At 66.5% G+C, this 24,387-nt stretch carries 22 protein-coding genes; 12 read left to right on the forward strand and 10 right to left on the reverse strand.

What is annotated here, in order from left to right:
* Nucleotides 1-22: 22 nt before the first annotated feature.
* The 3 genes from BR78_RS0103190 to BR78_RS0103200 form a co-directional block, all read right to left on the reverse strand.
* The gene (locus tag BR78_RS0103190; RefSeq protein WP_029725187.1) at nucleotides 23-1,018 is read right to left on the reverse strand and encodes an Ldh family oxidoreductase; all 996 of its coding nucleotides are present in this window, start codon (nucleotides 1,016-1,018) and stop codon (nucleotides 23-25) included.
* Nucleotides 1,019-1,041: 23 nt separating this feature from the next.
* A complete protein-coding gene (locus BR78_RS0103195; protein WP_331280226.1) occupies nucleotides 1,042-3,420 on the reverse strand; it encodes a glycoside hydrolase family 127 protein in 2,379 nt (792 codons plus the stop codon).
* Between the two features lie 94 nt (nucleotides 3,421-3,514).
* On the reverse strand, nucleotides 3,515-4,225 hold the full coding sequence (locus tag BR78_RS0103200) for a FadR/GntR family transcriptional regulator (RefSeq protein ID WP_025560307.1): 711 nt from the start codon (nucleotides 4,223-4,225) through the stop codon (nucleotides 3,515-3,517).
* A 162-nt stretch (nucleotides 4,226-4,387) separates the two neighbouring features.
* On the opposite strand from BR78_RS0103200, the gene BR78_RS0103205 reads away from it, so the two are divergent.
* From BR78_RS0103205 to BR78_RS0103215, 3 genes are all read left to right on the forward strand, one after another.
* Entirely contained in the window at nucleotides 4,388-6,748 is a 2,361-nt protein-coding gene (locus BR78_RS0103205) for a S9 family peptidase (protein WP_025560308.1), read from the forward strand.
* 8 nt (nucleotides 6,749-6,756) lie between these two features.
* Nucleotides 6,757-9,498, forward strand: coding sequence for a DUF5695 domain-containing protein (locus BR78_RS0103210; protein ID WP_025560309.1), 2,742 nt, complete (start codon nucleotides 6,757-6,759; stop codon nucleotides 9,496-9,498).
* Between the two features lie 198 nt (nucleotides 9,499-9,696).
* Nucleotides 9,697-11,058, forward strand: coding sequence for a peptide MFS transporter (locus BR78_RS0103215; protein WP_025560311.1), 1,362 nt, complete (start codon nucleotides 9,697-9,699; stop codon nucleotides 11,056-11,058).
* An 88-nt stretch (nucleotides 11,059-11,146) separates the two neighbouring features.
* On the opposite strand, the gene BR78_RS0103220 is transcribed toward BR78_RS0103215, so the two are convergent.
* On the reverse strand, nucleotides 11,147-11,371 hold the full coding sequence (locus BR78_RS0103220; protein ID WP_025560312.1) for a hypothetical protein: 225 nt from the start codon (nucleotides 11,369-11,371) through the stop codon (nucleotides 11,147-11,149).
* A gap of 202 nt (nucleotides 11,372-11,573) precedes the next feature.
* Between BR78_RS0103220 and BR78_RS0103225 the strand changes: the two genes are divergently transcribed.
* The 8 genes from BR78_RS0103225 to virB11 are packed head-to-tail and all read left to right on the forward strand — an operon-like array spanning nucleotide 11,574 to nucleotide 19,307.
* Entirely contained in the window at nucleotides 11,574-11,894 is a 321-nt protein-coding gene (locus BR78_RS0103225) for a TrbC/VirB2 family protein (RefSeq protein ID WP_025560313.1), read from the forward strand.
* Nucleotides 11,895-11,897: 3 nt separating this feature from the next.
* Nucleotides 11,898-12,182, forward strand: coding sequence for a type IV secretion system protein VirB3 (locus tag BR78_RS0103230; RefSeq protein ID WP_025560314.1), 285 nt, complete (start codon nucleotides 11,898-11,900; stop codon nucleotides 12,180-12,182).
* On the forward strand, nucleotides 12,161-14,515 hold the full coding sequence (locus tag BR78_RS0103235; protein ID WP_029724066.1) for a VirB4 family type IV secretion/conjugal transfer ATPase: 2,355 nt from the start codon (nucleotides 12,161-12,163) through the stop codon (nucleotides 14,513-14,515). The genes BR78_RS0103230 and BR78_RS0103235 overlap by 22 nt, the downstream gene beginning before the upstream one ends.
* Nucleotides 14,512-15,747 carry a type IV secretion system protein gene (locus BR78_RS0103240; RefSeq protein ID WP_025560317.1) on the forward strand — a complete coding sequence of 412 codons (1,236 nt, stop codon included), beginning with the start codon at nucleotides 14,512-14,514 and terminating at the stop codon, nucleotides 15,745-15,747. Before BR78_RS0103235 ends, BR78_RS0103240 begins: the two co-directional genes overlap by 4 nt.
* Nucleotides 15,744-16,541, forward strand: coding sequence for a virB8 family protein (locus BR78_RS0103245; protein ID WP_025560318.1), 798 nt, complete (start codon nucleotides 15,744-15,746; stop codon nucleotides 16,539-16,541). The genes BR78_RS0103240 and BR78_RS0103245 overlap by 4 nt, the downstream gene beginning before the upstream one ends.
* A complete protein-coding gene (locus tag BR78_RS0103250; protein ID WP_051683181.1) occupies nucleotides 16,538-17,233 on the forward strand; it encodes a TrbG/VirB9 family P-type conjugative transfer protein in 696 nt (231 codons plus the stop codon). The genes BR78_RS0103245 and BR78_RS0103250 overlap by 4 nt, the downstream gene beginning before the upstream one ends.
* Nucleotides 17,233-18,318 carry a TrbI/VirB10 family protein gene (locus BR78_RS20805; protein ID WP_029934914.1) on the forward strand — a complete coding sequence of 362 codons (1,086 nt, stop codon included), beginning with the start codon at nucleotides 17,233-17,235 and terminating at the stop codon, nucleotides 18,316-18,318. The genes BR78_RS0103250 and BR78_RS20805 overlap by 1 nt, the downstream gene beginning before the upstream one ends.
* Nucleotides 18,315-19,307, forward strand: a complete 993-nt coding sequence (virB11, locus tag BR78_RS0103260) for a P-type DNA transfer ATPase VirB11 (protein WP_025560326.1) — start codon at nucleotides 18,315-18,317, stop codon at nucleotides 19,305-19,307. The genes BR78_RS20805 and virB11 overlap by 4 nt, the downstream gene beginning before the upstream one ends.
* A gap of 202 nt (nucleotides 19,308-19,509) precedes the next feature.
* Here virB11 and BR78_RS0103265 read toward each other — a convergent pair whose 3' ends face one another.
* From BR78_RS0103265 to BR78_RS0103275, 3 genes are all read right to left on the reverse strand, one after another.
* Nucleotides 19,510-20,913 carry a hypothetical protein gene (locus BR78_RS0103265; RefSeq protein WP_025560325.1) on the reverse strand — a complete coding sequence of 468 codons (1,404 nt, stop codon included), beginning with the start codon at nucleotides 20,911-20,913 and terminating at the stop codon, nucleotides 19,510-19,512.
* Nucleotides 20,913-22,187 (reverse strand): RNA polymerase sigma factor, encoded by a 1,275-nt coding sequence (locus BR78_RS0103270; protein ID WP_025560324.1) that lies wholly within the window; start codon nucleotides 22,185-22,187, stop codon nucleotides 20,913-20,915. Before BR78_RS0103270 ends, BR78_RS0103265 begins: the two co-directional genes overlap by 1 nt.
* Nucleotides 22,188-22,301: 114 nt before the next feature.
* Nucleotides 22,302-22,670, reverse strand: a complete 369-nt coding sequence (locus BR78_RS0103275) for a YciI family protein (RefSeq protein ID WP_025560322.1) — start codon at nucleotides 22,668-22,670, stop codon at nucleotides 22,302-22,304.
* Here BR78_RS0103275 and BR78_RS22100 point away from each other — a divergent pair.
* A complete protein-coding gene (locus tag BR78_RS22100) occupies nucleotides 22,648-22,869 on the forward strand; it encodes a hypothetical protein (protein ID WP_231478123.1) in 222 nt (73 codons plus the stop codon). The genes BR78_RS0103275 and BR78_RS22100 overlap by 23 nt on opposite strands.
* Before the next feature lie 63 nt (nucleotides 22,870-22,932).
* Here the strand turns inward: BR78_RS22100 and BR78_RS0103280 are convergent, their stop codons facing one another.
* From BR78_RS0103280 to BR78_RS0103290, 3 genes are read right to left on the reverse strand one after another with little or no spacing between them, the layout of a single operon-like run.
* On the reverse strand, nucleotides 22,933-23,409 hold the full coding sequence (locus BR78_RS0103280; protein ID WP_025560320.1) for an aminoacyl-tRNA deacylase: 477 nt from the start codon (nucleotides 23,407-23,409) through the stop codon (nucleotides 22,933-22,935).
* Between the two features lie 27 nt (nucleotides 23,410-23,436).
* Nucleotides 23,437-23,871 carry a CBS domain-containing protein gene (locus BR78_RS0103285; RefSeq protein WP_025560319.1) on the reverse strand — a complete coding sequence of 145 codons (435 nt, stop codon included), beginning with the start codon at nucleotides 23,869-23,871 and terminating at the stop codon, nucleotides 23,437-23,439.
* Between the two features lie 2 nt (nucleotides 23,872-23,873).
* A complete protein-coding gene (locus BR78_RS0103290) occupies nucleotides 23,874-24,119 on the reverse strand; it encodes a hypothetical protein (protein WP_029934918.1) in 246 nt (81 codons plus the stop codon).
* Nucleotides 24,120-24,387 lie beyond the last annotated feature (268 nt).

A 24,387-nucleotide genomic window follows, 5' to 3' on the forward strand; every position in this document is an offset into this window, starting at 1 on the left:
GCCTTGCGCCAAGCCTGCACGCTCACCCTCCGATCGCCATGATGTCCGCGTACAGCGCCGCGGGGATGGTCACGCCCTCGGCGAGACTGCGCACCCGCGCGGCGTAACGCCGCTGCGACGGCAGCCGCGCGCCCTGCCCCTCGATCGCCGCGAACATCGCCTCGGCGCGTTCGAGATGCGCCTGCACCGCGCCGCCCAGAAAGCCCGCCGGATCGAACGCGACGATCAGCTCACCCCCGATCGGCGAGCCGCCACGGCCCTTGTCGACGGCGATCGACTCCGCGCTTGTCATATCGCCGATCAGTGGCCCGGCGAGCAATTCGACCATCGCCGCCAATGCCGAACCCTTGTGCCCGCCAAAGGTGCGCATCGCGCCGTTCAGCACCGCCTCGGCATCGGTGGTGCTGCGCCCCTCGGCGTCATAGCCCCAATCGTCGGGGATCGCCCGGCCCTCGCGGCGATGCAGCTCTATCTCGCCGCGCGCCACGGCGCTGGTCGCGAAATCGAACACGAAAGGTTCACGCCCCGGGCGCGGCCAACCGAACGCGATCGGATTGGTCCCGAACACGGGTTTCGTTCCGCCCGCGGGCGCGACCCAGGCATGGCTCGGCGTGAAGGCCAGCGCCACCAGCCCCTGCTCCGCCAACGCCTCGACCTCGGGCCACAGCGCCGCGAAATGGACGACATTGTTGAGCGCCAGCGCCGCGATGCCGTTCGTCCGCGCCTTTTCGACGAGCACCGGCATCCCACGCGCGAAGGCAAGCTGCGCGAACCCGCCGCCGCCGTCGACCTGCACCAGCCCCGCCTTCGGCTCGGAGACCACCGGCACTGCATCAGGCGCCACCACGCCCGCGCGGATGCTGCGATCGGCGACGAGCAGCCGGTAGATGCCATGGCTCGCACAGCCGTCGCGCTCGCCCGCGACCATCGTCTCCGCCACAGCGTCGGCGTGATCGCCGGCCAGCCCTGCCGCCCGCAGCTTGGCGCGGGCAAGTTCGCGCAATTCGTCGAGCGTCATCGCAACGCCGGCCGCGGCCTCGCTCAAATCTTCGCGCCCGGCTTCGCAGTGAACAGGCGGACGCCGAAGATCGGACCGGCGGTGCTGCGGTCATGCGGCACGATCCGCACCCGCACTTCCTTCTTGCCCTTGGTCAACGCTTCGGGAAGCGGATATTCCACGTCGAAGAACTTGCCCGGCTTGTCATTGTCGAGCGTCTGCGTGGCGACCTTCACATTGTCGACCAGGATGTCGAAGTCGCGCTTGCGTTCGCCGCCCCAATAGGTCGCCTGCAGGATCAGCGGGCCGTCCTTGGGCTTGAGCGTGAATTCGATGAACCCGCCCGAACGCGCATCGCGCCCCTGCCGGCCGCGATAGGTGACCGGATAGGAGATGTCCGAGGTGAGGTTGTGGTCGCGCTCGGGCTGCATCTCGCCGAGGAACATCACGTCGACCGAACGCGCGGCGATGTCCTTCAGCCGCGCCTGCTCGGCGAGGAACGCCTTCTCCTCGGCCGCCCAGGCGCTTTCCGAGAAGCGCTTGAAATAGGTCGCGCTGCGCCGGTTGTACTGGCGATAGAAGGGTACGAACTGCAGATCGGCGGGCCGCACCACACCACGCGTGGCGTAAATGCCCTTCGGCGGGTCGCTCGGAGTGAAGCCCGCGAGCAGATCGGCGCCGACCAATGCCGGATCGGCCTGCTCCCATTTCACGTCTTTCGACCCGAGATCCGCCGCGAGCACCATCGGGCCGCTCAGCACGGCGACGGTGTTCTCGTCGCCCGGTGCGGATTCGATGCGAAGCTCGAGCGGCAGCGCGATCGCCACCGTGTCGCCCGTCTTCCAGCGCCGGTCGACCACGGCATAGCCGCGCTCGAACACGGGCGTGGCCGGCTGGCCATTGACGGTGACCACCGCCTTGCCCGCCCCCCATCCCGGGACGCGCAGCGCGACCGGGAAACGCCCCGCTTTGACCTTGGTGAAGGTGAGCGTCGATTCCGGCGCGAACGGATAGTTGGTCTCCAGCGTCAGCGCCGCATTGCGCTTCGCCCAGCTGGCGTCGGCAGGGATGTAGAGATTGACGATCAGCCCGCCGGCATCGTCTTCCCAGAAGATCGACTCGCCGTGCTTGGAATGAACCTCCATGCCGCTGCCGACGCAGCACCAGAAGGCGTCGTCGTCCACCGTCGAATAGCCGCGTTCGCTGCCGGTCATCAGCGGGGTCATGTAGGTGAAGCCGCCGGTCGCCGGGTCCTGCGCCGACATCACATGGTTGAGGTGCGCACGCTCGTAAAAATCGAACAGCGCGCCGTCGGGCTGCCATCCATAAAGGTGCCGGGTCAGCTTGAGCATATTGTAGGTGTTGCAATGCTCGCAGGTCTGCTCGGTGATGTGATCGGCGACGGTATCGGGCGTGAAGAAATATTCGCGGTCGGCATTGCCGCCGATGACGTAGCTGTGGTGCTGGGTCACCCGCTCCCAGAAGAAGGTCGCTGCGGTCCGGCGCTTCTCGTTGCCGGTGATGTCGTAGATGCGCGCCAGCCCGATCAGCTTGGGCACCTGCGTGTTGGCGTGGAAATTGGCGAGCTTGTCCTCGCGGTTGCTCAGCGGATCGAGCACGCGGTTGTCGTAGAGCGTCTCGGCCATCTTGAGCCAGCGCGGATTGCCGGTACGCTGGTGCATCTCGGCATAGCTCTCGTTGAGCCCGCCATATTCGCAGCCCAGCACTTCCTGCACCTGCGCCGGGGTGAGCGCGGCGAACACCCGCTCGAAATAGCCGCCCAGCCCTTCGACCACCGCCAGCGCCTTCTTGTTGCCCCACGCGCCATGGACGTCGAGCAGCCCCGCGAACAATTTGTGCACGGTGTAGAGTGGCGACCACGAGCCGTTGAGATCGAACCCGCCGGACTTGATCTCGCCCTTCATCACCTCGCCGAATATCTCCTCGCCATCGACGACGGTCCCGTCCTTCCGCTTGCGGCCCAGCGCGCCGACATAGCCGGTGCCGCGCTTGGCCTGCGCCTCGGCGAGCTCGTCGACGATGTAATCGGCGCGGGTGCGCATCTCGGCATCGCCGGTCTGCTGCCACATCAGCACCAGAGCGGTCATGTAATGGCCGAGCGTGTGACCGGCGATCGTATCGCTCTCCCATCCGCCATAGATCGGCGCCTTGGGCTCGAGCCCGGCATATTTGCGAAAGTTATGCAGAAGCCGATCGGGGCTGAGCCGGTGGAGATACTTGCGGTTGACCTCGACCGCGGTGGCATAGTCGGAAGGGCGCAGCCGGACCGAGGCGAGCGGCAGCGGCTTGACGCCCTTCGGCGCGAACGCCCCGGCGGCGCGCGCGATCCCCGCCTGCGACGCCATCGCCAGCGCTGCGGCTCCGAACATCAATTCCCGGCGGGAAGCGCGCATGTCCTGCATCTCAATCTCCTGAATACCGTATACGATTACTGTTGACGATCTGGAGCGTCAATCCTCGAATGGGTGACGAGCAGCGCAGAAATGGCGGCAAGGCTCAGTCGTCGAGAAGCGAGACTTCGGTATCGGCGAGCGCCAGGCCGACCAGCTCGGTCATCGCCGTGCGCGCGGCTTCGACATCGCTCGCGGCGATCGCGTCGAGCAAAGCGCGGTGATCGGGGATCGGGTCGCGCGGCAGCGCGCGCTTGCGTTGCTTGTAGATCGTCGTCCAGGCGATCGCCGCGAGGATCGAGCTCGCCAGCGCGATCATCGCATCGTTCTGTGTCGCTTCCATCATGATCATGTGGAAGCGCTGGTCGGCAAAGCGTCCCGCCTCGGTTGCCAGTCCGTGCCGGGCCATCTCATCCAGGGCCTCGCGCATCGCCGACAATTGCGCCTCGCTGCGCCGCTGGGCGGCGAATGCCGCAGCACTCGGCTCCACCACCATCCGCAGCTCGAAAAGGTCCACCACGAATTTGAGGCTCGGCTCGGACTCGAATTGCCAGGCGAGCAGATCGGGATCGAGCAGGCTCCATTGGCGCCGCGGCGCGACACGCGTTCCCGCCTTGGGCCGACTATCGACCAGCCCCTTGGCCGCGAGCATCCGGAATGCCTCACGCAACGCCGGACGCGAAATGCCGATCTGTTCGGAATAATCGAGTTCGCTCGGGAAGATGTGCCCCTCGGGCAGCTCGCCGGACAGGATCATCACGGCAAGCTGCTGTGCGAGCGACCCTTTGAGGCGTTGGGCGCTGCTGCTCTGCAGCATCGAACCCTTCCTGATATGGGTGCCGTAATCAGCCAATCCCGCTCCCTCTCCGCCGACAACGCTATCGCATGCCCATGTAAATACAATCCGTCATACAATATACTGTATAATTTTGTTGAGCTACCGCGTTGCCGTGGATATGTCCTTCCGGGGGAGGCGCAGATGCAACGCAGTCGAGATTCGAGACACCACGGGTCGGTCCGCGCCGCGCGCGCGCTGGCGCCGCTCTTGCTCCTCGCGAATGCCGGCCCGACGACGTCGCCAGCACCGACGATTGCCGACCGCTATGCACGTGCCGACCGCTATTTGCGCCCCGAACTCGACAAATTGATCGTCAACGCCGATCTGCGCGCGGCCTTCACCCGCGACGGAACGGGCATCCTCTACCGGCTGGGCAGCGCGGGCAAACGCCAGATCCGTTATCTCGACCTCGTCACCGGCCAATCGCGCTCGATTGTCGACGAAGTGCAGCTGGCCCGATTGCTCGCGCAGGCGACGAGCAAGGAAGTCGATGCGGCCGCTCTGCGCCTCGACGATCCCGATTACAGCGCCAAAGACGGCACGCTCACTTTCGGAGTCGCGGACAAGCAATGGACGCTGAACGGCGCGGGCGCGCTGGTGGAGGCGAAGAAGGGCGCCCCTGACGGCGAAGGTGCGGTCTCGCCCGATGGCCGCTTCGAGATCGTCGCACGCGACTATAATCTGTTCGCGCGCGAGCGGAAATCGGGACGCGAGGTCGCGCTCACCCGCGACGGCACGCGCGAGCAGCCTTATGGCCGCGGCATTCCCCAGCTCGCCGACATCCTAAAGGCGGGAACCGAGGAGCCGAAGATGCCGGTATCGGTGATATGGTCGCCCGACAGCCGCCGCATCCTCAGCTGGCGGCTGGACACGCGCGGCGTCGAACGGCTTTCGATCACGCAGGAAAATCCGCCGGGAAGCTATTATCCACGCAGCTTTCAATATGTGTACCCGCTCGCCGGCGCCGCGAAACTGCCGCAGGCGACGCGCTTCGCCGTGGATGTCGAGGAGGCACTGAAGCGCAAGCGCGCGACGATCGTGACGCTCGACGTGCCGAGCGAATCGCTGCTCTATCCCGCCGATCCCGATCTCGGCTGGTCGGGCGGCAAGGCGCGGATTCAGTGGACCGAGCGCGGCTATCGGCAACTCGTCGTCTACCAGGCCGATCCGCAGACCGGCAAATCGACTGTTACTGCGCGCGAAGCGGTCAAGCCGATCGTCACGGTGACTTCGAGCTTCCTGCGCCCGGCGCCGGAGCTCGGCGGTGAGCTCGACGTGTCCGAACGTTCGGGCTGGGCGCAACTCTATTTCATTCGCCCCGACGACCCTGATGGCGGAATCCCGCTCACCCGCGGCGACTGGGAAGTGCTCGATATCGCGCATGTCGACGCGGCGGATCGCACCCTGCTGCTCACCGGCGTTGGGCGCGAGCGCGACCGCAATCCTTATTACCGCGCGCTGTATCGAGTGACGCTCGACGGCAAGCAGCCGATGCTGCTCACGCCCGAGCCGCTCGATCATGAGATCGAGGTGTCATTCGACGGCAAATGGTTCATCGATGCGATGTCGAGCCCGACCGTACCGACCCGCACCGTGGTCCGCGACGCGCGCGACGGCCGCATCGTCATCGAGCTTGCGCGCGCCGATGCCGGCGCGCTGCTCGCAACCGGATATACCCCGCCCGAGCCGTTCACCGGCGTCGCCGCGGACGGCAAGACGCCGCTCCACGGGATGATCTGGCGCCCTGCCAATTTCGACCCCAAGGCGCGTTACCCGATCATTGATGCAGTCTATACCGGCCCGACCACCACCAACGTGCCGACCAGCTGGAACGGCGCTATCACGGCGGGTGCCGGGAGTGTCGCGCAATTGGGCGCGATCGTCGTCAGTATTGACGGCCGCGGCACCTCGCGCCGCGGTCAGGCTTTCCGCCTTCCCGCATACCAAAATCTCGGCGAGGTCGGGCTAGACGACCATATCGCGATGATCCGTCAGATGGCCGCCCGCTACCCGTATATCGATGCTGACCGGGTGGGCGTCTATGGCGGCTCGGCGGGTGGTTACGACGCCGCGCGTTTCGTGCTGCGCCGACCGGGGTTCTTCAAGGTCGCGGTCGCCTCGTCAGGTAACCACGACCTGCGGCTCGACAAGGCGTGGTGGCCCGAAGTCTCGATGGGGAACCCCGACGAAGCGGTGTGGGAGCGCAACTCGAACATGTCAGTGGCGAAGAACCTGCAGGGCAAATTGCTGCTCATCCATGGCGACATCGACGACAATGTCCCAGTGACCGAGAGCATGCGCCTCGCCAACGCGCTGATCACCGCGGGCCGGGACGTCGATGTCGTGATCCTGCCGAATACCACGCACAGGGTCGCGCAGCCCTTCTTCTGGCGCAAGCTGCGCGACTATTTCACGCGCCATCTGCTCGACGAGAAGCCCCCGGTGCTGCCCCTCCCCGACCCCGCACCTGCCATGCCTGCCGTTGGCGCCACCACGAAATGAGAGACATCATGCTGAACGCGCGTACCTTCGGCCCCGCGGCCCTGCTCCTCGCCGGCATCTCGTCCGCGGTCTGCGTCCCGGCGCTGATGGCGCAGGAGCAGCCAAAGCCGGTCTACGCGCCCATCCAGACCGATGCCCACAAGGTCGGTAGTTTCGAGATTGCCCTGCGCAGCGACACCCAGACGCTCGCGCGCCTCTCGCCCGCCGCCGAGCCCGCGTTCAGCTTCGTGCCGACCGCGCGCGAGCCCGAGCGCGCCGGCGACGGCTACAACCATATCGGCGACCTCAACCTTCGCATCCGCGCGCCCGGCGGCGAATGGCGCGACTTCGCTTCGGCGCACGCGCGGAAACCGATCCGGCTGTTGCCCGCCACGGGCAAGGTGATCGCCGCGGCCGACATCACTGCAAGCATGGGCAGCGACGCGCCTTTCAGGGTCGAGCGCCGCTGGGTCGACGAAGCCGGGTTGCTCGGGCTGCGCTTCCGCATCACCAATACGACCAAACAGCCGTTCGAGATCGGCGCACTCGGCATGCCGATGGTGTTCGACAACATCATCACCGACCGCAATCTCGATCAGGCGCATGCCGAGGCGAGCTTTGTCGACCCCTATATCGGCCGGGACGCCGGCTATCTGCAGGTCACGCGCCTTAACGGCCAGGGGCCGGCACTGCTGGTGCTTCCCGAGAAAGGCAGCCCGCTCGAGGCCTACGCACCGCTCAAGAACCCGCGGGAGGCGAAGGACTCGATCTTTACCGACAAGAGCCAGCGCGGCCAGACCTCCGAGGGCTTTTACGACTGGACCGTCCACAGCATCGGCTATGCCGGGCGCGAGTGGAAGGATGCCGGCGAGCAGTGGAACGCGCCCACCGGCCGCACCCTCGAGCCGGGCCAGACGATCGAAGTCGGCGTCCGGATGACCCAGACGCCGTCGATCCGGGCGATCGAAAGCACGCTGATCGCCAACAAGCGTCCGGTCGCGGTGGGCATACCCGGCTATGTCGTCCCCGCTGACCAATCGGCGACCCTGTTCGTCAAAGCGCCGAGCGCAATCCGCAAGATCGAGAGTTGGCCCGTCGGCGCAGTCGAGGCGACGCCCGCCGGCAGCCAGAAGGGCTGGGTCAGGCTAGCGGTGCGCGGCAAGCAATGGGGTCAGGCGCGCCTCACCCTCACTTATGCCGACGGGCAGGTACAGACGGTCAGCTATTTCGTGACCAAGCCGCTCGAGCAGGCCATGGCCGATCTCGGCCGCTTTTCGACGACCAGGCAGTGGTTCGAAGGCAAGGACGACCCGTTCGGCCGCTCACCCGCTATCCTCACATACGACATCGAGGCGAAGAAGATCGTCGATGTCGAGCCGCGCGTGTGGATCGCCGGGATGAGTGACGAAGGCGGCGGCGGCGCTTGGGTCGCGGCGACGATGAAGCAGCTCGACAATCCGGATCCGGCCGAGGTCGCGAAGATCGAACGGCTGGTGACCGAAACGGTAGTCGGCAACCTCCAGGTCGCCGACGGCCCGCAGGCCGGCGCGGTCAAGAAGAGCCTGTTCTATTACGACCCGGTCAAGTTCCCGAACCTCTACAAGGACGCCGACAAATGGAAGTCGTGGACCTCGTGGAAGGAAAAGGACGCGCGCGATCTCGGCCGCGCCTATAATTACCCGCACGTCGCGATCGGCCATTGGGTGCTCTATCGCACCGCGCGCAACCATCCGGGGCTGGTCAAGCGCCATGACTGGCGCTGGTATCTCGACAAGGCCTACGTCACTACCGTCGCGATGATGCGCGATGCGCCTTATTATGCCGAGTTCGGGCTGATGGAGGGCGACGTGTTCGTCGACATCCTCAAGGACTTGAAGCGCGAAGGCCTCACCGCCGAAGCCGATGAAATGGAAAAGCTGATGAAGAAGCGCGCCGATCACTGGCGCACGCTCAAATTTCCGTTCGGATCGGAGATGCCGTGGGATTCGACCGGCCAGCCCGAAGTCTATGCGTGGATGCGCTATTTCGGATACCAGCCGCAGGCCGAAATCACTCGCGAAGTGATCCTCGGCTATGATCCGACGATCCCGAGCTGGGGCTATAACGGCAATGCCCGCCGTTACTGGGACTTCCTCTATGGCGGCAAATATCCGCGGATCGAGCGCCAGATCCACCACTACGGCTCGGCCCTGAACGCAGTCCCGTTGTTCGACGCCTATCGCCAGAACCCCAGCGACCTGCATCTGCTGCGCGTCGCGTATGGCGGGATGATGGGCGGCATCACCAACATCGATCAGGAGGGCTTCTCGTCCGCCGCGTTCCACGCCTGGCCCGACATGATGAAATGGGATCCCTATACCGGCGATTACGGCATGGGGTTTTACGGCCACGCGCTGACCGCGGCGACCTATCTCGTCAACGACCCGACCTTCGGCTGGCTCGGCTTCGGCGGTGACGTGACGCTCGGCAAGGACGGCGTGCAGGTACGGCCGAAGGACGGCGCCCGATCGCGGATGTTCGTCGCTCCCGCAGGCGCGTGGATCACGCTCGACGCAGGCAAGATCGCTAATGTGACGTACACGCCGGTCAACGGCGCGATCACGTTGACGCTGGATCCAGCGGCCGCGACCACGCCCACAGCCCGGCTTCGAATCGAGATGACGACACAAGGCGCCCATCCGCTCGCCCCCTCCACGGGCACGCAGGAGCGCGACGGCTATACCATCGCGCTCGGCAACGCCCCGACCATCGTCAAACTCAGCCCGCGCTGAAATGCGTCTTCGCGCTTCGGCCACCGACAAATGGGACACCCGTCGAACAGCGCAGCCTATCATTCGCGCGCGGTGTCTTCTCGGGATTCGTCGATCAGGTCGCCACGAGCGATCCCAAACGCAGTGCCGAGCTGACACAGGTGCCGACCGAAATCACTACCACGCCGGAACTCGCATGGCGCAAATGAGGTGGAAACGATGAGTGACGCCACGGCCGCGAAGCGCGGCGGACTCGCTGCCCACCCGAAGGGGCTCGCCTTTCTCGCGGCGACAGAACTGGCCGAGCGCTTCTCTTATTACGGGATGACCGGGCTTCTAGCGCTCTATCTGGTCAAGCAATTGCTGCTGCCCGACCATGCGGCGCAGGTCTTCGGGCTCGCGCAACTGCGCCATCTCTTCGAGTTCCGCGGGGCGATATCGAACCAGGCCTTCGCCTCGCTGATCTTCGGCTGGTATAGCGGCCTGGTCTATTTCACTCCCATCCTCGGCGGGCTGCTCGCCGATCGCTGGCTGGGCGCGCGGCGCACCGTGATCCTCGGCGCCTTGCTGATGAGCGCGGGCCATTTGGCGATGTCATTCTACACGACCTTCCTGATGGCGCTGGTGATGCTGATCCTCGGTTCGGGCTGTCTCAAGGGCAATATCTCGGCGCAGGTCGGAGCCCTCTATCCGCCCGAGGCGGAATCGCTGCGCGCGCGCGGGTTCACCCTGTTCTCGACCGGGATCAATGTCGGGTCGGTACTCGGCCCGGTGGCGACTGGAAGCGTCGCGGCGCTGTTCGGATGGCATGCGGGCTTCGCGCTCGCTGCAGCGGTGATGCTGATCGCATTGCTCATCTACCTTGCCGGCCAGCGTCATTTGCCGGATCCCCGGCCGAAACGCGTCGATCGTGCGGCTCTGCCCCCGATGACAGCCGATGAGCGACGCAAAACAGGGGCATTGCTCGCGCTGATCGCGCTCACCGTTCCCGCGAACATCGCCTATCCGATGATCTGGAACATCGGCGTGGTCTGGGTCGATCAGCATGTCGACCTCCAATCACCGTTCGGAACGGTGCCGGCGAGCTGGTTCAATTCGATCGACGCCTTTTCCAGCATCGTCATCGCGGCCCCGCTGGTGGCGCTCTGGACCTGGCAGGCACGGCGCGGAAGCGAACCCGGCAACATCACCAAGATCGCGATCGGGTCGGCGATTGTCGGCGCTGCGGCGTTGCTGTTCGCCGCCGGCTGCGCCGTCTCTTCGAATGGCGCGGTATCGGTGCTCTGGGCGCTCGCCGGTTATGCCGGCATGGGCGTCGCGTTCATGTGGTTCTGGCCGATCCTGCTCGCATTGATCTCGCAGGCGGCCCCGGCGAAGGTCAATTCGACTCTGATGGGCGCGGCGTTTCTGTCGCTGTTCGTCGGCTCGACGATGATGGGCTGGGTCGGCAGCTTCTATGACCAGATGAGCAACGCCGCATTCTGGATGCTCGATGCCGCGATCGCCTTTGCCGGCGCGCTGCTGATCTTTCTGATCCGCAAGCCAATGCAGCATCTGCTCGATCCTGTCGCAATGCGCTAACGCGGATGGCGTCGAGAAACACAGCGTCGCGGTCGAGCGGCGGTCAATTCGGCACCGGGCGCGCGTTCGGACCCGGCATGGCGACATGTCAACGCAGCAGCAGCCAGAGCAGCACAAGCAGCAGGATAGCCACCAGCAGGCAACCCCATGAGTAGGCCAGCCTCCTGATTGCTTCCTCCATCGAACCGCCGTCCGACCAATGTTCGCATCGGTAGAAGCCGATCTTGACAGCTTCGAACGCCTGCCGATCCTGCGAGTGGCTCGGGCCGGGCTGGTCGGCAATGGCGGCGGCAGGAAATGCCAGCGGTTTCACTGTCACCGCCTATATATAGGCCGCGTTCGATGTCGTCGTGACGACCGTTTCCAAGCGCAGCGGCGCAATTCGGGCAATTCGGGCAATTCGAGCAATTCGAGCCACACACCTCGCGCCGCGCGAGGGCGGGACTTACATGCGGCTTGGCAAGGGCGCTCTCATGACGCACAAATGGCCGGGATTAATACGAGGGGCTGCACAGATGCGTTGGATCCGCTGGACAGTACGGGCAGCAATCCTGCTTGCGGTGGGCTGGGCCGGCGTCGCGGCGGCACAGGATACGCTGGCGGATCCCGCCGGATCGGGCGTGATCGTCTCCGCGGTTCGCTGGCTCGAGGGGACGTTGCTCGGCACGATAGCCACAGTCGTCGCGGTGATCGCGGTCGCTTCGGTGGGGCTGCTGATGCTCACCGGCCGGATCAACTGGCGTTATGGCGCCACGGTGATCCTCGGCTGCTTCATCCTGTTCGGTGCGGCCAGCATCGTCGCCGGGATCCAGTCCACCGCCCAGTTGGGGCAATAAGCCATGAATGGTCTTGAACGGGACCAATTGTTCGTCGCGCTCACCCGCCCGCAGATGTTCGCCGGCGTCACCTACAGCTATTTCATCGCCAATGCGGTGATCGCCACCGAACTGTTTCTGATCTTCAAATCTCCCTGGGCGATCGCGGTGGCGCTGGTCATTCACTTCGCCGGGGTAATCCTTTGCCTGCGCGAGCCGCGCTTCTTCGATCTTTGGCTCACCCGGATCGGGCGATGCCCGCGCGTCCGCAACCATGCGATCTGGCGATGCAACTCCTACCGGCCCTGACCCGCGATCCGGAAGTCGTGCGGCGCGAGGCGCCAGCCGGCCGGCATCTCCCTTATGCACGTCACGTCGACGATCATACGATCGAAACCCGCGACGGGCTACTGATGCAGGTGCTCCACTTGCGCGGCCTGTTGTTCGAGACCGCCGACACGGAGGAGATAAACTATCGCAAGCGGCTCCGCGACGCGATGCTCCAGTCGATCGGGTCTTCGCGCTTCGCGATCTACAATCACGTCGTCCGGCGACAAGTGGATGCGGAACTCGCCGCCGAATTTCCGGACGCTTTCTCGCAGCAGCTGGACGCGTCGTGGAAGGCGCGGCTCGCGCAGAAGCGGCTCTACGTCAACGACCTGTTCCTGACGCTCGTTCGCCGCCCCCTCCAGGGACGGATCGGCCTGCTCGATCGACTGCGCGGCAGCGTGGCAGAGGCCGATAGCGGGCATGAGCTGCGCCAGCTCGACGTTGCCCGCGACGCGCTGCTCGCCGCGCTCGGCAGCTACGAACCGCGACTGCTCGGCGTGTATCAGACGCCCCAGGGCAGCTGCTCCGAGCCGCTCGAATTCCTATCGTCGCTGTACAATGGCGAAGTGCGGCCGGTGCTGCTGCCGATGCAGGATCTCGGCGCCTATCTTCCCTATCGTCGCGTCAGTTTCGGGCAGGAGACGATCGAGCTGGGCCCGACGGGAGCCCTGCCGCGCAGCTTCACTGGTCTGATCTCGATCAAGGACTATCCCGGCCAGACCGCACCCGGCATGCTCGACGAATTGCTACGGCTGCCGTTCGAGCTGACCATCGCGCAAAGCTTCGGCTTCGTCGAGCGGCAGGCGGCATTGTCGAAGATGAACCTAGCGCTGCGGCGGATGCGCTCGGCCGAGGACGAAGCGGTGAGCCTGCGCACCGACCTGTCGAGCGCCAAGGACGATGTCGCGGCGGGGCGCGCGGGTTTCGGCGAGCATCACATGACGATCGCGGTGCGTGGCGCGACCCCCGCCGAGGTCGACGAAGGCGTGGCCGAGGCACAGGCGGTGCTCGCCGACATGGGGATCATCGCAGTGCGCGAGGAGATTGCGCTCGAGCCCGCATTCTGGGCGCAATTCCCCGGCAATTTCAAATATATCGCGCGCCGTGGGCTAGTCTCGACCAGCAACTTCGCCGGGTTCGCGAGCGGACACAACCTTCCGCAGGGCCGCGCCTTCGGAAATCATTGGGGCGATGCCGTCACCCTGTTCGAGACCACTGCGGCGGGCCCCTATTATTTCAACTTCCACCAGGGCGATCTCGGCAATTTCACGGTCATAGGACCATCCGGTTCGGGCAAGACAGTAGTGCTCAACTTCTTGCTCGCCCAGGCGCGCAAATTCTCGCCGCGGATCATCTTCTTCGACAAGGATCGTGGCGCCGAGCTGTTCCTTCGCGCGATCGGCGGACGCTATGATTTGCTGCGCCCGGGCACGCCGTCGGGCCTGAATCCGCTTCAGATCGACGACACCGCCACCAACCGCCAGTTCCTGATCGACTGGATCGCATTGCTCGCCGGCGGCGCCGACATCGAGGAGGTTGCCCGGATCAAGGACTCGATCGATGCCAATTTCGATCAGCCGATCGAGCAGCGCCGCCTGCGCCACCTTGCCGAACTCTTCCGCGGCGGCCATCGGCCGCACGCGGCGGACCTGTGGGCGCGGCTACGGCCCTGGTGGGGCGAAGGCGAGCGCGCCTGGCTGTTCGACAATGCGCGCGATGAGACCGACCTGACCGCGGCGACGGTCGGCTTCGACATGACCCAGATCCTCGACGATCCGGCGATGCGCACCCCGGCGATGATGTATCTGTTCCACCGCGTCGAGGAGCGGCTCGACGGCACCGCCGCGATCATCGTGGTGGACGAGGGTTGGAAGGCGCTCGACGACGACGTCTTCGTGCGGCGGATCAAGGATTGGGAGAAGACGATCCGCAAGCGGAACGGCATCGTCGGCTTCGCCACGCAGAGTGCGCAAGACGCGCTGGAGAGCCGCATCGCCAGCGCGATCATCGAGCAGGCGGCGACGCAGATCTTCATGGCCAATCCCAAGGCACGCGCCGCCGATTACATCGATGGTTTCGGGCTGACACCGCACGAATTCGAGCTGATCCGCACTTTGCCCGACAACGCGCATTGCTTCCTGATCAAGCACGGCAACGAGAGCGTCGTCGCCCGCCTCAACCTGACCGGCGAGCGCGACATGCTGACCATTCTCTCGGGTCGCGAGCGCACCGTGCGGCTGCTCGACGAGATCCGCGCCACCAGCGGCGACGATCCCGCGGAGTGGCTGCCCCGGCTGCTGGAGGTCGCATGACCATCGCCTGCCCCGGCATCACCGACGGCGCGTTCCTGCAGAGCGTGCTGGCGTTCGTCGATTGTCAGGCACAGACGCTCGGGAGCCAGGGCTATCTGGCGCTCTCCGCGCCGGGATCGCCGCTGTCGCTGCTGCTCACCGGCTCGCTGACCCTGTTCGTCGCCTTTTTCGGCTATCGCATGCTATTCGGCGAAGTGCCGGGAGTGCGCGATGGCGTGCTCGCCTTAGTCAAGATCGGCATCGTCCTTGCGCTGGCAACCAGCTGGACCGCCTATCGGACGCTAGCCTATGACGTCGCCTTTCATGGACCCGCCGAACTAGTCGCCAATATCGGCGCTCCGGCCGGGTTGCCGGGCGCCACCGGGGGCATCGGCGAGAGGCTGGAGCTGGTGGACGACGCGCTGATCGAGCTGGGACGGCTCGGTAACGGCCCCGCCGCAGCGGTCCGCACCGGCGTTGACGGGCGTGAAGTGGTCACGCCCGTGCCGCAGGAGCCGCCGAACATCTTCGGATCCTTCGCGCTGGGCACGGCGCGGCTGGTGTTCCTCACCGCGACGATCGCCGGCTTCGCCTCGGTCCGGCTGGTCGCCGGGCTGCTACTCGCGCTTGGACCGTTGTTCATCGCGTTCCTGTTGTTCGAAGGCACGCGGAGCCTGTTCGAAGGCTGGATTCGCGCGCTTGCCGCCGCGGCAATCGGCGCGATCGCCGTGACGGTGTTGCTCGGCGTCGAATTGGCGCTGCTCGAGCCGTGGTTGGCCGATCTGATCGCCCGCCGCGAGGCGCAGCTGTCGATCGGCGGCGGCGCGGCCACCGAATTGCTGGTGGTTGCGCTGGCTTTCGCGCTGGCGCTGCTCGCCGGACTCGGCATGGCGGCACGGCTCGTACTCGGCTTCCGGCTACCGTCCGCCTGGCGCGTCGCTCCGGCCCGGATGATCGCCGGATGGCGCGACGGCGAGGCCTTCGCGCCGTCGATCCGGCCGCCGCGCGAGACACATGTACCCGCAGCGCAGCTTTCGCGCGCCGCGGCCGTGGCCGAAGCGGTGACGCATGTGCAGCGGCGCGAGGCGGCGGCGCAGCAGGCGATCGCCGCATCGGGTTCGTCCAGGACCACCGTCGTCAGAGAATCCGGCCGCGACATGCCGCCGCCCGCTCCGGCGCCGCTCGGGCAGAGCCACCGCCGCCGCGCGCAAGGCCGCGTGTCCGCCAGCGCCGGCCGAAGGGATAACGGATGAAGAACAAATCGCGCGAGGCGCTCGACGCCTATTATCGCGAGGCGGGGAGCTGGGCGGAAGACCAGCAGACCGCGCTGCGCGCGTCGCGGCGCACCGCGTGGATCGTCGCGAGCGTCGCTGTCGCGGTGGCGGCGATGCTGGCGCTCGCGCTGATGCTGCTGACTCCGCTCAAGACCGTCGAGCCCTACACCTTGCTCGTCGACCGACAGACCGGTTTCGTCCAGGCGCTCAAGCCGCTCGATGCCCAGCAGGTGAGCGGCAATACCGCGCTGACCCAGTCCTTCCTCGTCCAATATGTCATCGCGCGCGAGAGCTTCGATATCTCGGCAGTGCAGGCCAATTACCGGAAAGTATCGCTCTGGTCGCAAGGCGATGCCCGGACGGCGTATATTGCGAGCGTCCAGGCGGCGAACCCCGACAGCCCGTTGGCGCAGCTTCCGCGGACGACGGTGATCGAGACGCGGGTGAAGAGCGTGTCGCCGCTGGGGCAGAATGCGGCGTTGGTCCGTTTCGACACCATCCGGCGCGACGCGGGCGGCCGCACCGAACCGCCGCGCGCCTGGGTATCGGTCATCCGCTTTCGCTATTCGGGCGAGCCGATGAGCCTCGAGGACCGTTTCGTCAATCCGCTGGGCTTCGAAGTGACGCGCTATCAGCGAAATGCCGAGGCAGCGCCGCCGCCGGAGCCGACTCCGGTTTCGACGCCGCAGGCGACGGTCCCGGTGCTCGTCCCCACCGCGCCCGCGACACCGCGTCCGGCACCGCAGCCAGCCCAGCCCGAGGTCGAGCTGTGAAGATATTGTCCGCCGCCGTCCTGCTGCTCGCCCCGTCGTTCGCCTGCGCCCAGGCCGCGCCGCCACCGCTGCCCGCCCCGCCCAATCCGCGCTTCCAGTCGATCGAATACACCCCCGATCAAGTGTTCACGCTCCAAGCCGCGCCGGGCTACCAGGTCACGGTCGAGCTGGCACCCGACGAGCATATCGAGAATGTCGCGATCGGCGACAGCGGCGCGTGGCAAGTGACGGCGAACCGCCGGGGCGACCGGCTGTTCGTAAAGGCGGTCCGATCGGACGTGACGACCAACATGACCGTGGTCACCGACGCGCGGCATTATTCGTTCGAACTGGTGCCGCTGCCCGGGCCGCAACCCGACATGCCTTATGCCTTGCGCTTCCATTACCCCTCGCCGGCCGCGGTGCCGGCCGAAACGGCATCCGGCGCCGAACTCGGCCGCTACAAGATGCGCGGCGCGCGGGAACTCCTTCCCAGCGGCATGCACGACGACGGCGTCCACACTTATATCGAGTGGCCGCCTGGACGCACGCTGCCGGCGATCTATGCGGTCAACGATCAGGGCAAGGAGACGCTGGTCAACGGCATGATGCGCGACGGATGGATGGTGGTCGACAGCATCCAGGCGAAGCTCGTCTTCCGCATCGACCGCCACAGCGCGACGGCGCAACGCGTTTCCGAGGGAGGTCGCTGATGGCGACGGCGCCGTCCTCGATCGATCCGCGCACGACCAGCGAAGCCACGGTTCTCCCCATGGTCGCACGGCCGCGATCCGGCCCGCCGGCCTGGGCGCTGCTGCTCGGCGTCGCGCTGATCGGACTGCTGCTGTTCGCGGTGCTCGACGCGCGGCGGCGCGCGCTGACCGCACCGGCGGTGCGCCCGCGCCCGGCGGATCTCGTGACGACGCCCGCGCCGCCGCCGTCGCTTTATGTGCCGCCCGAACCCGCCCCGCCTCCCGCAGTCGTGATCCGCGAAGTGCCGGCGCCTGCGCCGGCAACGCCCGCCTATCGGCCGCCTCCGCCACAGGTCGTCTACGTTCCCCAGCCGGTGCCGCAACAGCCGCTGCCGCCGATGCCGCCCTCGCGCACGACTTCCGAGCCCGCGCTCGTGATCGACACCACCGGCTCCGCGCCCCAGGCGACGACGCCGAACGGGCAAAATGGTGTCGTCGTCCCAGCCTCGCCGCTGGGTGGACCGAACGCGAACATCGCCGGCGCACGTACGGGCGCGGGCGTGCTCGCCAACAAGGCGACGACGGTGCCGCAGGGCACGCTCATCCCCGCGGTACTCGAAACCGCGCTCGATTCGACCAGGCCCGGCCTCGCCCGTGCGATCGTGTCGCGTGACGTGCGCGGGTTCGACGGCAGCCGGATACTGATCCCGCGCGGCAGCCGGCTGATCGGCGAATATCGTTCGGATGCCGAACCCGGCCAGAACCGCATGCTGGTCAACTGGATCCGGTTGATCCGTCCCGATGGCGCGACGATCGCAATCGGCTCGCCGGCCAGCGATACGCTTGGCGGGGGCGGTATCCGGGCCAGCGTCAACAGCCATTTCTTCGAGCGATTCGCCGGCGCCATCCTACAATCGGCGCTCGATGTCGGCGTCAACCTCGCCTCGCGCTCGGTCGACTCCGGGGTGGTGATCATACCGCAATCACAGGGAGGCATCACCCGCATCCCCAACCAGATCCGGCCGACGCTCAAGGTCAAGGCGGCGACCAGCATCTCGATCTTCGTCGCGCGTGACCTCGATTTCACTGGCGTCGAGGCGCGATGAGCGGCGCCGCGGCGGAGCGCGAGGGGCAGGTCTATCTCCGCTCCTATCTGGCGCCGCTGACCGGCATGCTCGCGCGGCCCGACGTGACCGACATCTATGTCAATCGCCCGCAGGAGATCTGGACGGAGACGCTGGGCGGCACGATCGAGCGGCACGACGCTCCCGCGCTCGACGCCGCCACGCTCGAACGGCTCTCGCGCCAGATCGCCGCGCTCTCCCACCAGGGGATCAGCCGCGAGCATCCCCTGCTCTCCGCGAGCCTGCCCGATGGCGCGCGGGTGCAGGTGATAGCGCCACCCGCGACGCGCGGGCCAATGGCGATCGCGATCCGCAAGCACGTCTCGTCCGATCTGTCGCTCGGCGATTATGTCGCGGCAGGTGCCTTCGACGCGACGTTGCATCGTCGCCCCGAACGCGATGAGACCGGTGCCCGATTGGCGACGATGCTCGACTCCGGCGACATCGCGGGCATGCTCTCCGCGGCGGTGCGGGCGCGCAGGAACATCCTCGTCTCGGGCGGCACCTCGACCGGCAAGACCACGTTCCTCAATGCGCTGATCCGCGAAATCCCCGCGGAGGAACGGTTGATCCTAATCGAAGACACGCCCGAGCTCCACCAGCATCACGACAATCTCGTCGGGCTGCTCGCAGTGCGCGGGAGCCTGGGCGAGGCGCGCGTGAGCGCGACCGATCTCCTCGCCGCCTCGCTGCGCATGCGCCCCGATCGCATCATCCTGGGCGAGCTGCGTGGCGAGGAGGCCTATGCGTTCCTCCGTGCGATCAACACCGGGCATCCGGGATCGATGACGTCGGTCCATGCCGATTCGGCCGAGCGCGCTATCGAGCAGATCGTATTGCTGGTGCTTCAGGCCGGCACCCAGCTCGGGCGCGAGGATGTCCGCCATTATGTCCGCAATACCGTGGACGTGTTCGTCCATCTCGCGCGCACCGGCGGGCAGCGCCGCGTCGCCGAGGTGATGCTGGCCTAATAATGCCGATGCTCGACCGGAGATGGCGGCGAGGCCGCCTGTCAAGCTCGCCGTCTTCTCCTGTGGCGGCAGGAGTGGAAAGGTGTCGGACGTTCTTTCCACAGCAGTTCGGCCGGGGTGCCGTACCGATGGACGCCGCTCCGGAACTGCTCGCATTGTTGCGGCTGCTCGGTGGGCCCTTTCTAGGCATCGCGGTGCTGTCTCAGCGAATCAATGCTTCATAGTCGTCGCCGACCGGCGGCAGCATCAGCCGCGCGCCGAGAGTGGTGAGCGCGATCAACGCCAGCCCCGCCAGCGCGATCCGTGCGCGGCGCCGGGGCAACGGCTCGGTGACGAGCAGGATGGCGGACAGCCAGGCCGCGAGCATCGACCAGAGATGGTAGCGCCAGTCGATCGCGATACTGACGACCAGAAAGCTCAGTTCCATCGCCGCCGCCGACAGCGCGAGCGGGACCGCGAGACCATGCGCGGCGCTTTGCGCGGGCCGCGCCAGCGCCAGCACCGCCAGCGCCACGGCCAAAGCGAGAATCGGTGCGCCCGCGGGACTGTTCACCAGCCAGCCGGCGAACCGGTCATAGCCCGCGACCCGATGCCCAGGCGAACCCAGCCCGAATGTGTTCGGCAGCGATTCGGCTTGCGGCACCGCTTGCGGGAAGTGCCAGGGGACGAACCAGCGCATCGTCGCGTTCCAGTGCGCGAGCCGGTGCGACAGATACGCGCCGGGATGCTCACTTATCGCGCGCGTCCAGGCTGAGAAGATCTCACGGCGAGGCCGGCCGGTGAGGCCGTCCTGAATGAAATCGCAGCGCTTGCCGATCGAAAATATGTCCCACAGGATCGAAGAGAAGCAGCGCTGCGCTTCGAGTTGCCGCCACGTCTCCGGCGGCAGCAACGGCACCGCATCCGGCCCGGCGCGGTGCGCGATGCCGGCCAGGTCGAAGATCGGCTGGGTCGCCTCGACGCCGCTCCCCTCGGCACCGAGCACGCCATGGTTGATGGGGGATAACAATGCGAGCGTGGCCAGCGTCGCCGCGCCGATCAGCAAGACGCGCGACCGCCAGTCGCGCCAGCGCCACGGTGCCAACAGTCCAACGGCGAGCGGCGCCACCGCGAAGATGGCATTCGACCGGACGAGCACCGCATACACGAGCAGCACGAGCACCGCCGCGGTTCCGGCCTGCCCGAGCGGCTTCGTCTGCAGCCGTCGCCATGCGACCAGGCCGGTCGCGGCGAGCAAAGCGGCGGCCATCTGCCCGTCCTTTACGACCACTGCCTGCCAGCCCAGGACGGGCGGCCACAGGCCGAGCGCGAGCACCGCCATCGCGGCGACTCGCGCGCCACTGCGGGCGAGCGCCGCCGCAAGCAGGCCGAGGCCGGTCCAGTAAAGCACGGTCTGGAGCAGAAACATCGGCCCCTGCCCTGCCCAGCCGAGCGCATGGAACAGCGACCAGAGCCGCGCCATCGCCGGCGGATGCCAGTCATAATATGCGCCGGAGACGACCTGCTGATATTGCGCCACGCTGTCATAATGCGCGACACCCGGCCAGAAGAAGAGCAATACGACCGCGCAGAGCAACGCCGCCGCGAGTCCGAAGCGGCGCGTCATTATTCGACGCGAGCCACGGCGCCATCACAGGCATCCGCGCGGGCAAGGAGGAAGTCCGCTTCGCGCGTATTGCGGGTCAGCCTGGCCGCGGCCTCGAATTCGGATCGCGCCTCGGCCAGCCGCCCCGCCCGAAACAAGAAGTCGCCCTTGGCCGCGGGCAAGGGCGCATAATTGCGCAGGGCGGCGGCATCGGCAATCTCGTCCACCAGCCGCAGGCCCGCTTCGGGCCCGAAGGCCATGCTGTGGGCAACCGCCCGGTTGAGATCCACCACCGGCGAGGGCATCACCATGCGCAGCCGATCATAGAGCGCTGCGATGCGCGGCCAATCGGTATCGGCGGCGGTTCGCGCGCGCGCATGACATGCAGCCAGCGCGGCCTGCAGCGCATAGGGACCGTCCGCGCCCCCGAGGGTTTCCGCACGGGCCAATGCGTCGAGCCCCCGGCGGATCAGCAACGGGTCCCAGCGCGCGCGATTCTGCTCGGTGAGCGGCACGAGCGCACCGTCCGGCCCGGTGCGTGCCGGCAGGCGCGATGCCTGGATTTCCATCAGGGCCAGCAGACCCGATACTTCCGGGTCCTCGGGCATCAGCACCGCCAGCATGCGGCCCAGCCGTTGCGCCTCGCGGCACAGACCCGGCCGAACAAGGTCCTCGCCGGCCGTCGCGGCATAGCCTTCGTTGAAGATGAGATAGACGACCTCGAGGACCGACGAGAGCCGCGCCGCACGTTCGGCGCCGCGCGGCACTTCGAAGGCGAGCCCGGCCTTTCCGATCGTCTTCTTCGCGCGGACGATACGCTGCGCGATCGCGGTCTCGTTCGACAGGAAGGCGCGCGCGATCTCGTCGGTCGTCAGGCCGCCGATGACACGCAGCGTGAGCGCCGCGCGGGCATCGGCCGAAAGTATCGGGTGACACGCCGTGAAGATGAGGCCCAGCAGCTCATCGCCGGGATCGTCGTCCATGGCCGCGATCACGCCCGCATCGTCGGCCTCGCCGTCCAGCTCTCGCGCGATCTCCTCGTGCTTGCGCGCGCGCATCTTGTCGCGACGGATCGCGTCGATGGCCCGCCGTTTGGCGGCGGTCATCAGCCACGCGCCGGGATTGGCGGGAACGCCGGTCCCGGGCCATTCGGAGAGAGCGATGACCAGGGCATCCTGCGCCAGCTCTTCCGCACGATCCATATCGCGCACCATCCGGGCCAGGCCCGCGATGAGCCTGGCCCGTTCGATGCGGAAAACCGCTTCGATCGTCTGTTGCGTTTCGCCTCCTGCCATGCCGCCTTGTCGGCCGAAGCGACAGGCCAGGCAAGCAGGCTGCGGTCGACAATCTCGATTGCCGCCGGGCTGCCGGTACGGTCACGATTTCCGCAACCGCCGGCCCCCGGATCCTCATTGCCAGTCAGCCATCTCGTACAGCGGCCGGATCTCGATCTCGCTCGGTCCCGACATCGGATTGGGGCAGCGCTTCACCCAGGCGACCGCCTCGTCCATGTCCTTGACTTCCCAGAGCCAAAAGCCGGCGACGAGCTCGCGCGTCTCGGCGAAAGGTCCGTCGATGACCGTGCGACCGGGGCCGTCGAAAGCAATGCGCTTGCCTTCCGAGGAGGGCTTTAGGCCGTCGGCGGCGAGCAGGATGCCGGCGTTGCGCAGTTCGTCATTGAATTTGCCCATCGCCTCCATCATCGCCGTCGTTTCGGGTGTCGAAACGAAGCCCTCTTCGCTCTCTTCGGTCGCCTTGACCAACACCATCACACGCATTGTTCGTCTCCTTTTGCGCCAGCCTTACCTGCTGGCATCGAAACGACGAACCGGGTCGTCGCGAATCGACAATGCACTGAAATTTTTTTTGACGGGGCAGATTGAACGCGGCTCGGCCAAGCGAAGGCAGAACACCGCGGGCATTGCGCAGGTTGAAGTCGGCTGGCTCCATGTTCGATCGGCCGAGCCGCGAGAATGATCGTTGCGCGAGACGCCGAAACCGATCGTGCTGATCACCGGTGTAGCCGGCAATATCGACCGCTCATTCGTCCAGCATGCCGAAGCTTCCATGGCGCGCGCTGCGGGTGAGCCGGCGGAACTCGGCCTGCTCCATGTGCACGAGCGAGCGATGGTCGCCGGCTTCGAAGAAAATGTCGGGCTCGCGGGCGAGATCGTCGTCGACGATCATGTCGACGCCATAACCGGACCCCAGCGGCGGCACCGCACCCGGCATGCAATCGTCGAAGATCTCGACCACCTGCTTCTCGTCGGCAAGTCGCGCTTTGCCGTCGAGCTCGGTGCGGAGATCCGCGATGTCGATCCGGCGGTCGGCGGGCAAGACGGCCAGCAGAGGCTCCTGATCGGGCATGTCGAGCAGGACTGCCTTGGCCATGCAGCTCGGCGGAATGTGCGCGGCCCTGGCAGTCTCGGTCGAGGACAGCGTCGGCGAATGCTCGGTCAGCTCGTAAACCGCGTGCTGGCTGTCGAGGAAATGCCGGAGCTTGGGTGCGATGGTCATGGCGGAATCCTCTCGGTTTGCGATGCGTCACACCGTCTGCGAATGGACCGGGCTCGGCCGTGCGATTTCGCTCAATGCCTCGCCGGCATGGGCCCGCTCGCCATATCCGGCGAGATCGGTGATCGACACCACGCCGACCAGGCGCTTGCCTCGATCGACAACCGGCAGGCGGCGCACCTGGAGCTCGGCCATATTGTCGAGCACATCCGCCGCGTCGTCGTCGTCGAAGCAATAGCGAATCTCGCCGCTCATCACTTCGCGGATGCGAGTCTCGGGGGACAGGCCTTTGGCGACGCCGCGGATGGCGATGTCGCGATCGGTGACGACTCCGATCATGCGGTCATGCTCGCTCACGGGCAGGAAGCCCGCGTCGATGTCGGCCATCGCCAACGCCGCTTCGCGAAGCGTCTCGTCGGGATCGGCGATCCGCACTTCGCGGATCATGCAGTCGCGTATACGCATCTTCAAATACTCCTGTGCCTGGTCGCCGGCGGATCGCTGACCTCCGGACGAATCGCCGGGTCGAGCGGGCTCGGCTGAGCGGTTTCGCTGGAGCCGAGCTCTCTCGCCTCCTCGACGTATCGGCGCGCGAGTTCACGGTGGGCGAGCCGGGCTTCGTGGCAACGCGCATTCGCCGCCGCGTGACGCTCCTCGATCGCGCGCTGCAGAAGGAATGCGAGGCTTCGTTGCGGCTTTGCTGGATTTTCCATGATCGGCCTGCCTGCCGGTTGCGGCGCCGATGCCGACGCTCGCACAGACGACGCCCGACGGGCGTCAGCCCGGCAATAGTGTTACGTTCCGCGTGCCCTCAGGTTCCCCCCGATGGGACGGAGCGAGGCCGGATTCGACCAATCGGGAGCCGATACGAGACCGCCATTGACAATCCGTCATGGAACCTTGTGCGGATTGATACGTTGATATTACCCACTTGATCGCAAGATGAGTGGGATTGAAGGCTTAGGCCGATCGGACAACCGA

Origin of the sequence: Sphingomonas sp. UNC305MFCol5.2, from assembly GCF_000712135.1 — a bacterium.
GTDB lineage: Bacteria > Pseudomonadota > Alphaproteobacteria > Sphingomonadales > Sphingomonadaceae > Sphingomonas.

Excerpts from the sequence above, each read along its gene's own strand:
- BR78_RS0103190 (WP_029725187.1), bottom strand. The coding sequence starts at position 1,018 with ATGACGCTCGACGAATTGCGCGAACTTGCCCGCGCCAAGCTGCGGGCG.
- BR78_RS0103195 (WP_331280226.1), bottom strand. The coding sequence starts at position 3,420 with ATGCAGGACATGCGCGCTTCCCGCCGGGAATTGATGTTCGGAGCCGCA.
- BR78_RS0103200 (WP_025560307.1), bottom strand. The coding sequence starts at position 4,225 with ATGCTGCAGAGCAGCAGCGCCCAACGCCTCAAAGGGTCGCTCGCACAG.
- BR78_RS0103205 (WP_025560308.1), top strand. The coding sequence starts at position 4,388 with ATGCAACGCAGTCGAGATTCGAGACACCACGGGTCGGTCCGCGCCGCG.
- BR78_RS0103210 (WP_025560309.1), top strand. The coding sequence starts at position 6,757 with ATGCTGAACGCGCGTACCTTCGGCCCCGCGGCCCTGCTCCTCGCCGGC.
- BR78_RS0103215 (WP_025560311.1), top strand. The coding sequence starts at position 9,697 with ATGAGTGACGCCACGGCCGCGAAGCGCGGCGGACTCGCTGCCCACCCG.
- BR78_RS0103225 (WP_025560313.1), top strand. The coding sequence starts at position 11,574 with ATGCGTTGGATCCGCTGGACAGTACGGGCAGCAATCCTGCTTGCGGTG.
- BR78_RS0103230 (WP_025560314.1), top strand. The coding sequence starts at position 11,898 with ATGAATGGTCTTGAACGGGACCAATTGTTCGTCGCGCTCACCCGCCCG.
- BR78_RS0103235 (WP_029724066.1), top strand. The coding sequence starts at position 12,161 with ATGCAACTCCTACCGGCCCTGACCCGCGATCCGGAAGTCGTGCGGCGC.
- BR78_RS0103240 (WP_025560317.1), top strand. The coding sequence starts at position 14,512 with ATGACCATCGCCTGCCCCGGCATCACCGACGGCGCGTTCCTGCAGAGC.
- BR78_RS0103245 (WP_025560318.1), top strand. The coding sequence starts at position 15,744 with ATGAAGAACAAATCGCGCGAGGCGCTCGACGCCTATTATCGCGAGGCG.
- BR78_RS20805 (WP_029934914.1), top strand. The coding sequence starts at position 17,233 with ATGGCGACGGCGCCGTCCTCGATCGATCCGCGCACGACCAGCGAAGCC.
- virB11 (WP_025560326.1), top strand. The coding sequence starts at position 18,315 with ATGAGCGGCGCCGCGGCGGAGCGCGAGGGGCAGGTCTATCTCCGCTCC.
- BR78_RS0103265 (WP_025560325.1), bottom strand. The coding sequence starts at position 20,913 with ATGACGCGCCGCTTCGGACTCGCGGCGGCGTTGCTCTGCGCGGTCGTA.
- BR78_RS0103270 (WP_025560324.1), bottom strand. The coding sequence starts at position 22,187 with ATGGCAGGAGGCGAAACGCAACAGACGATCGAAGCGGTTTTCCGCATC.
- BR78_RS0103275 (WP_025560322.1), bottom strand. The coding sequence starts at position 22,670 with ATGCGTGTGATGGTGTTGGTCAAGGCGACCGAAGAGAGCGAAGAGGGC.
- BR78_RS0103280 (WP_025560320.1), bottom strand. The coding sequence starts at position 23,409 with ATGACCATCGCACCCAAGCTCCGGCATTTCCTCGACAGCCAGCACGCG.
- BR78_RS0103285 (WP_025560319.1), bottom strand. The coding sequence starts at position 23,871 with ATGCGTATACGCGACTGCATGATCCGCGAAGTGCGGATCGCCGATCCC.
- BR78_RS0103290 (WP_029934918.1), bottom strand. The coding sequence starts at position 24,119 with ATGGAAAATCCAGCAAAGCCGCAACGAAGCCTCGCATTCCTTCTGCAG.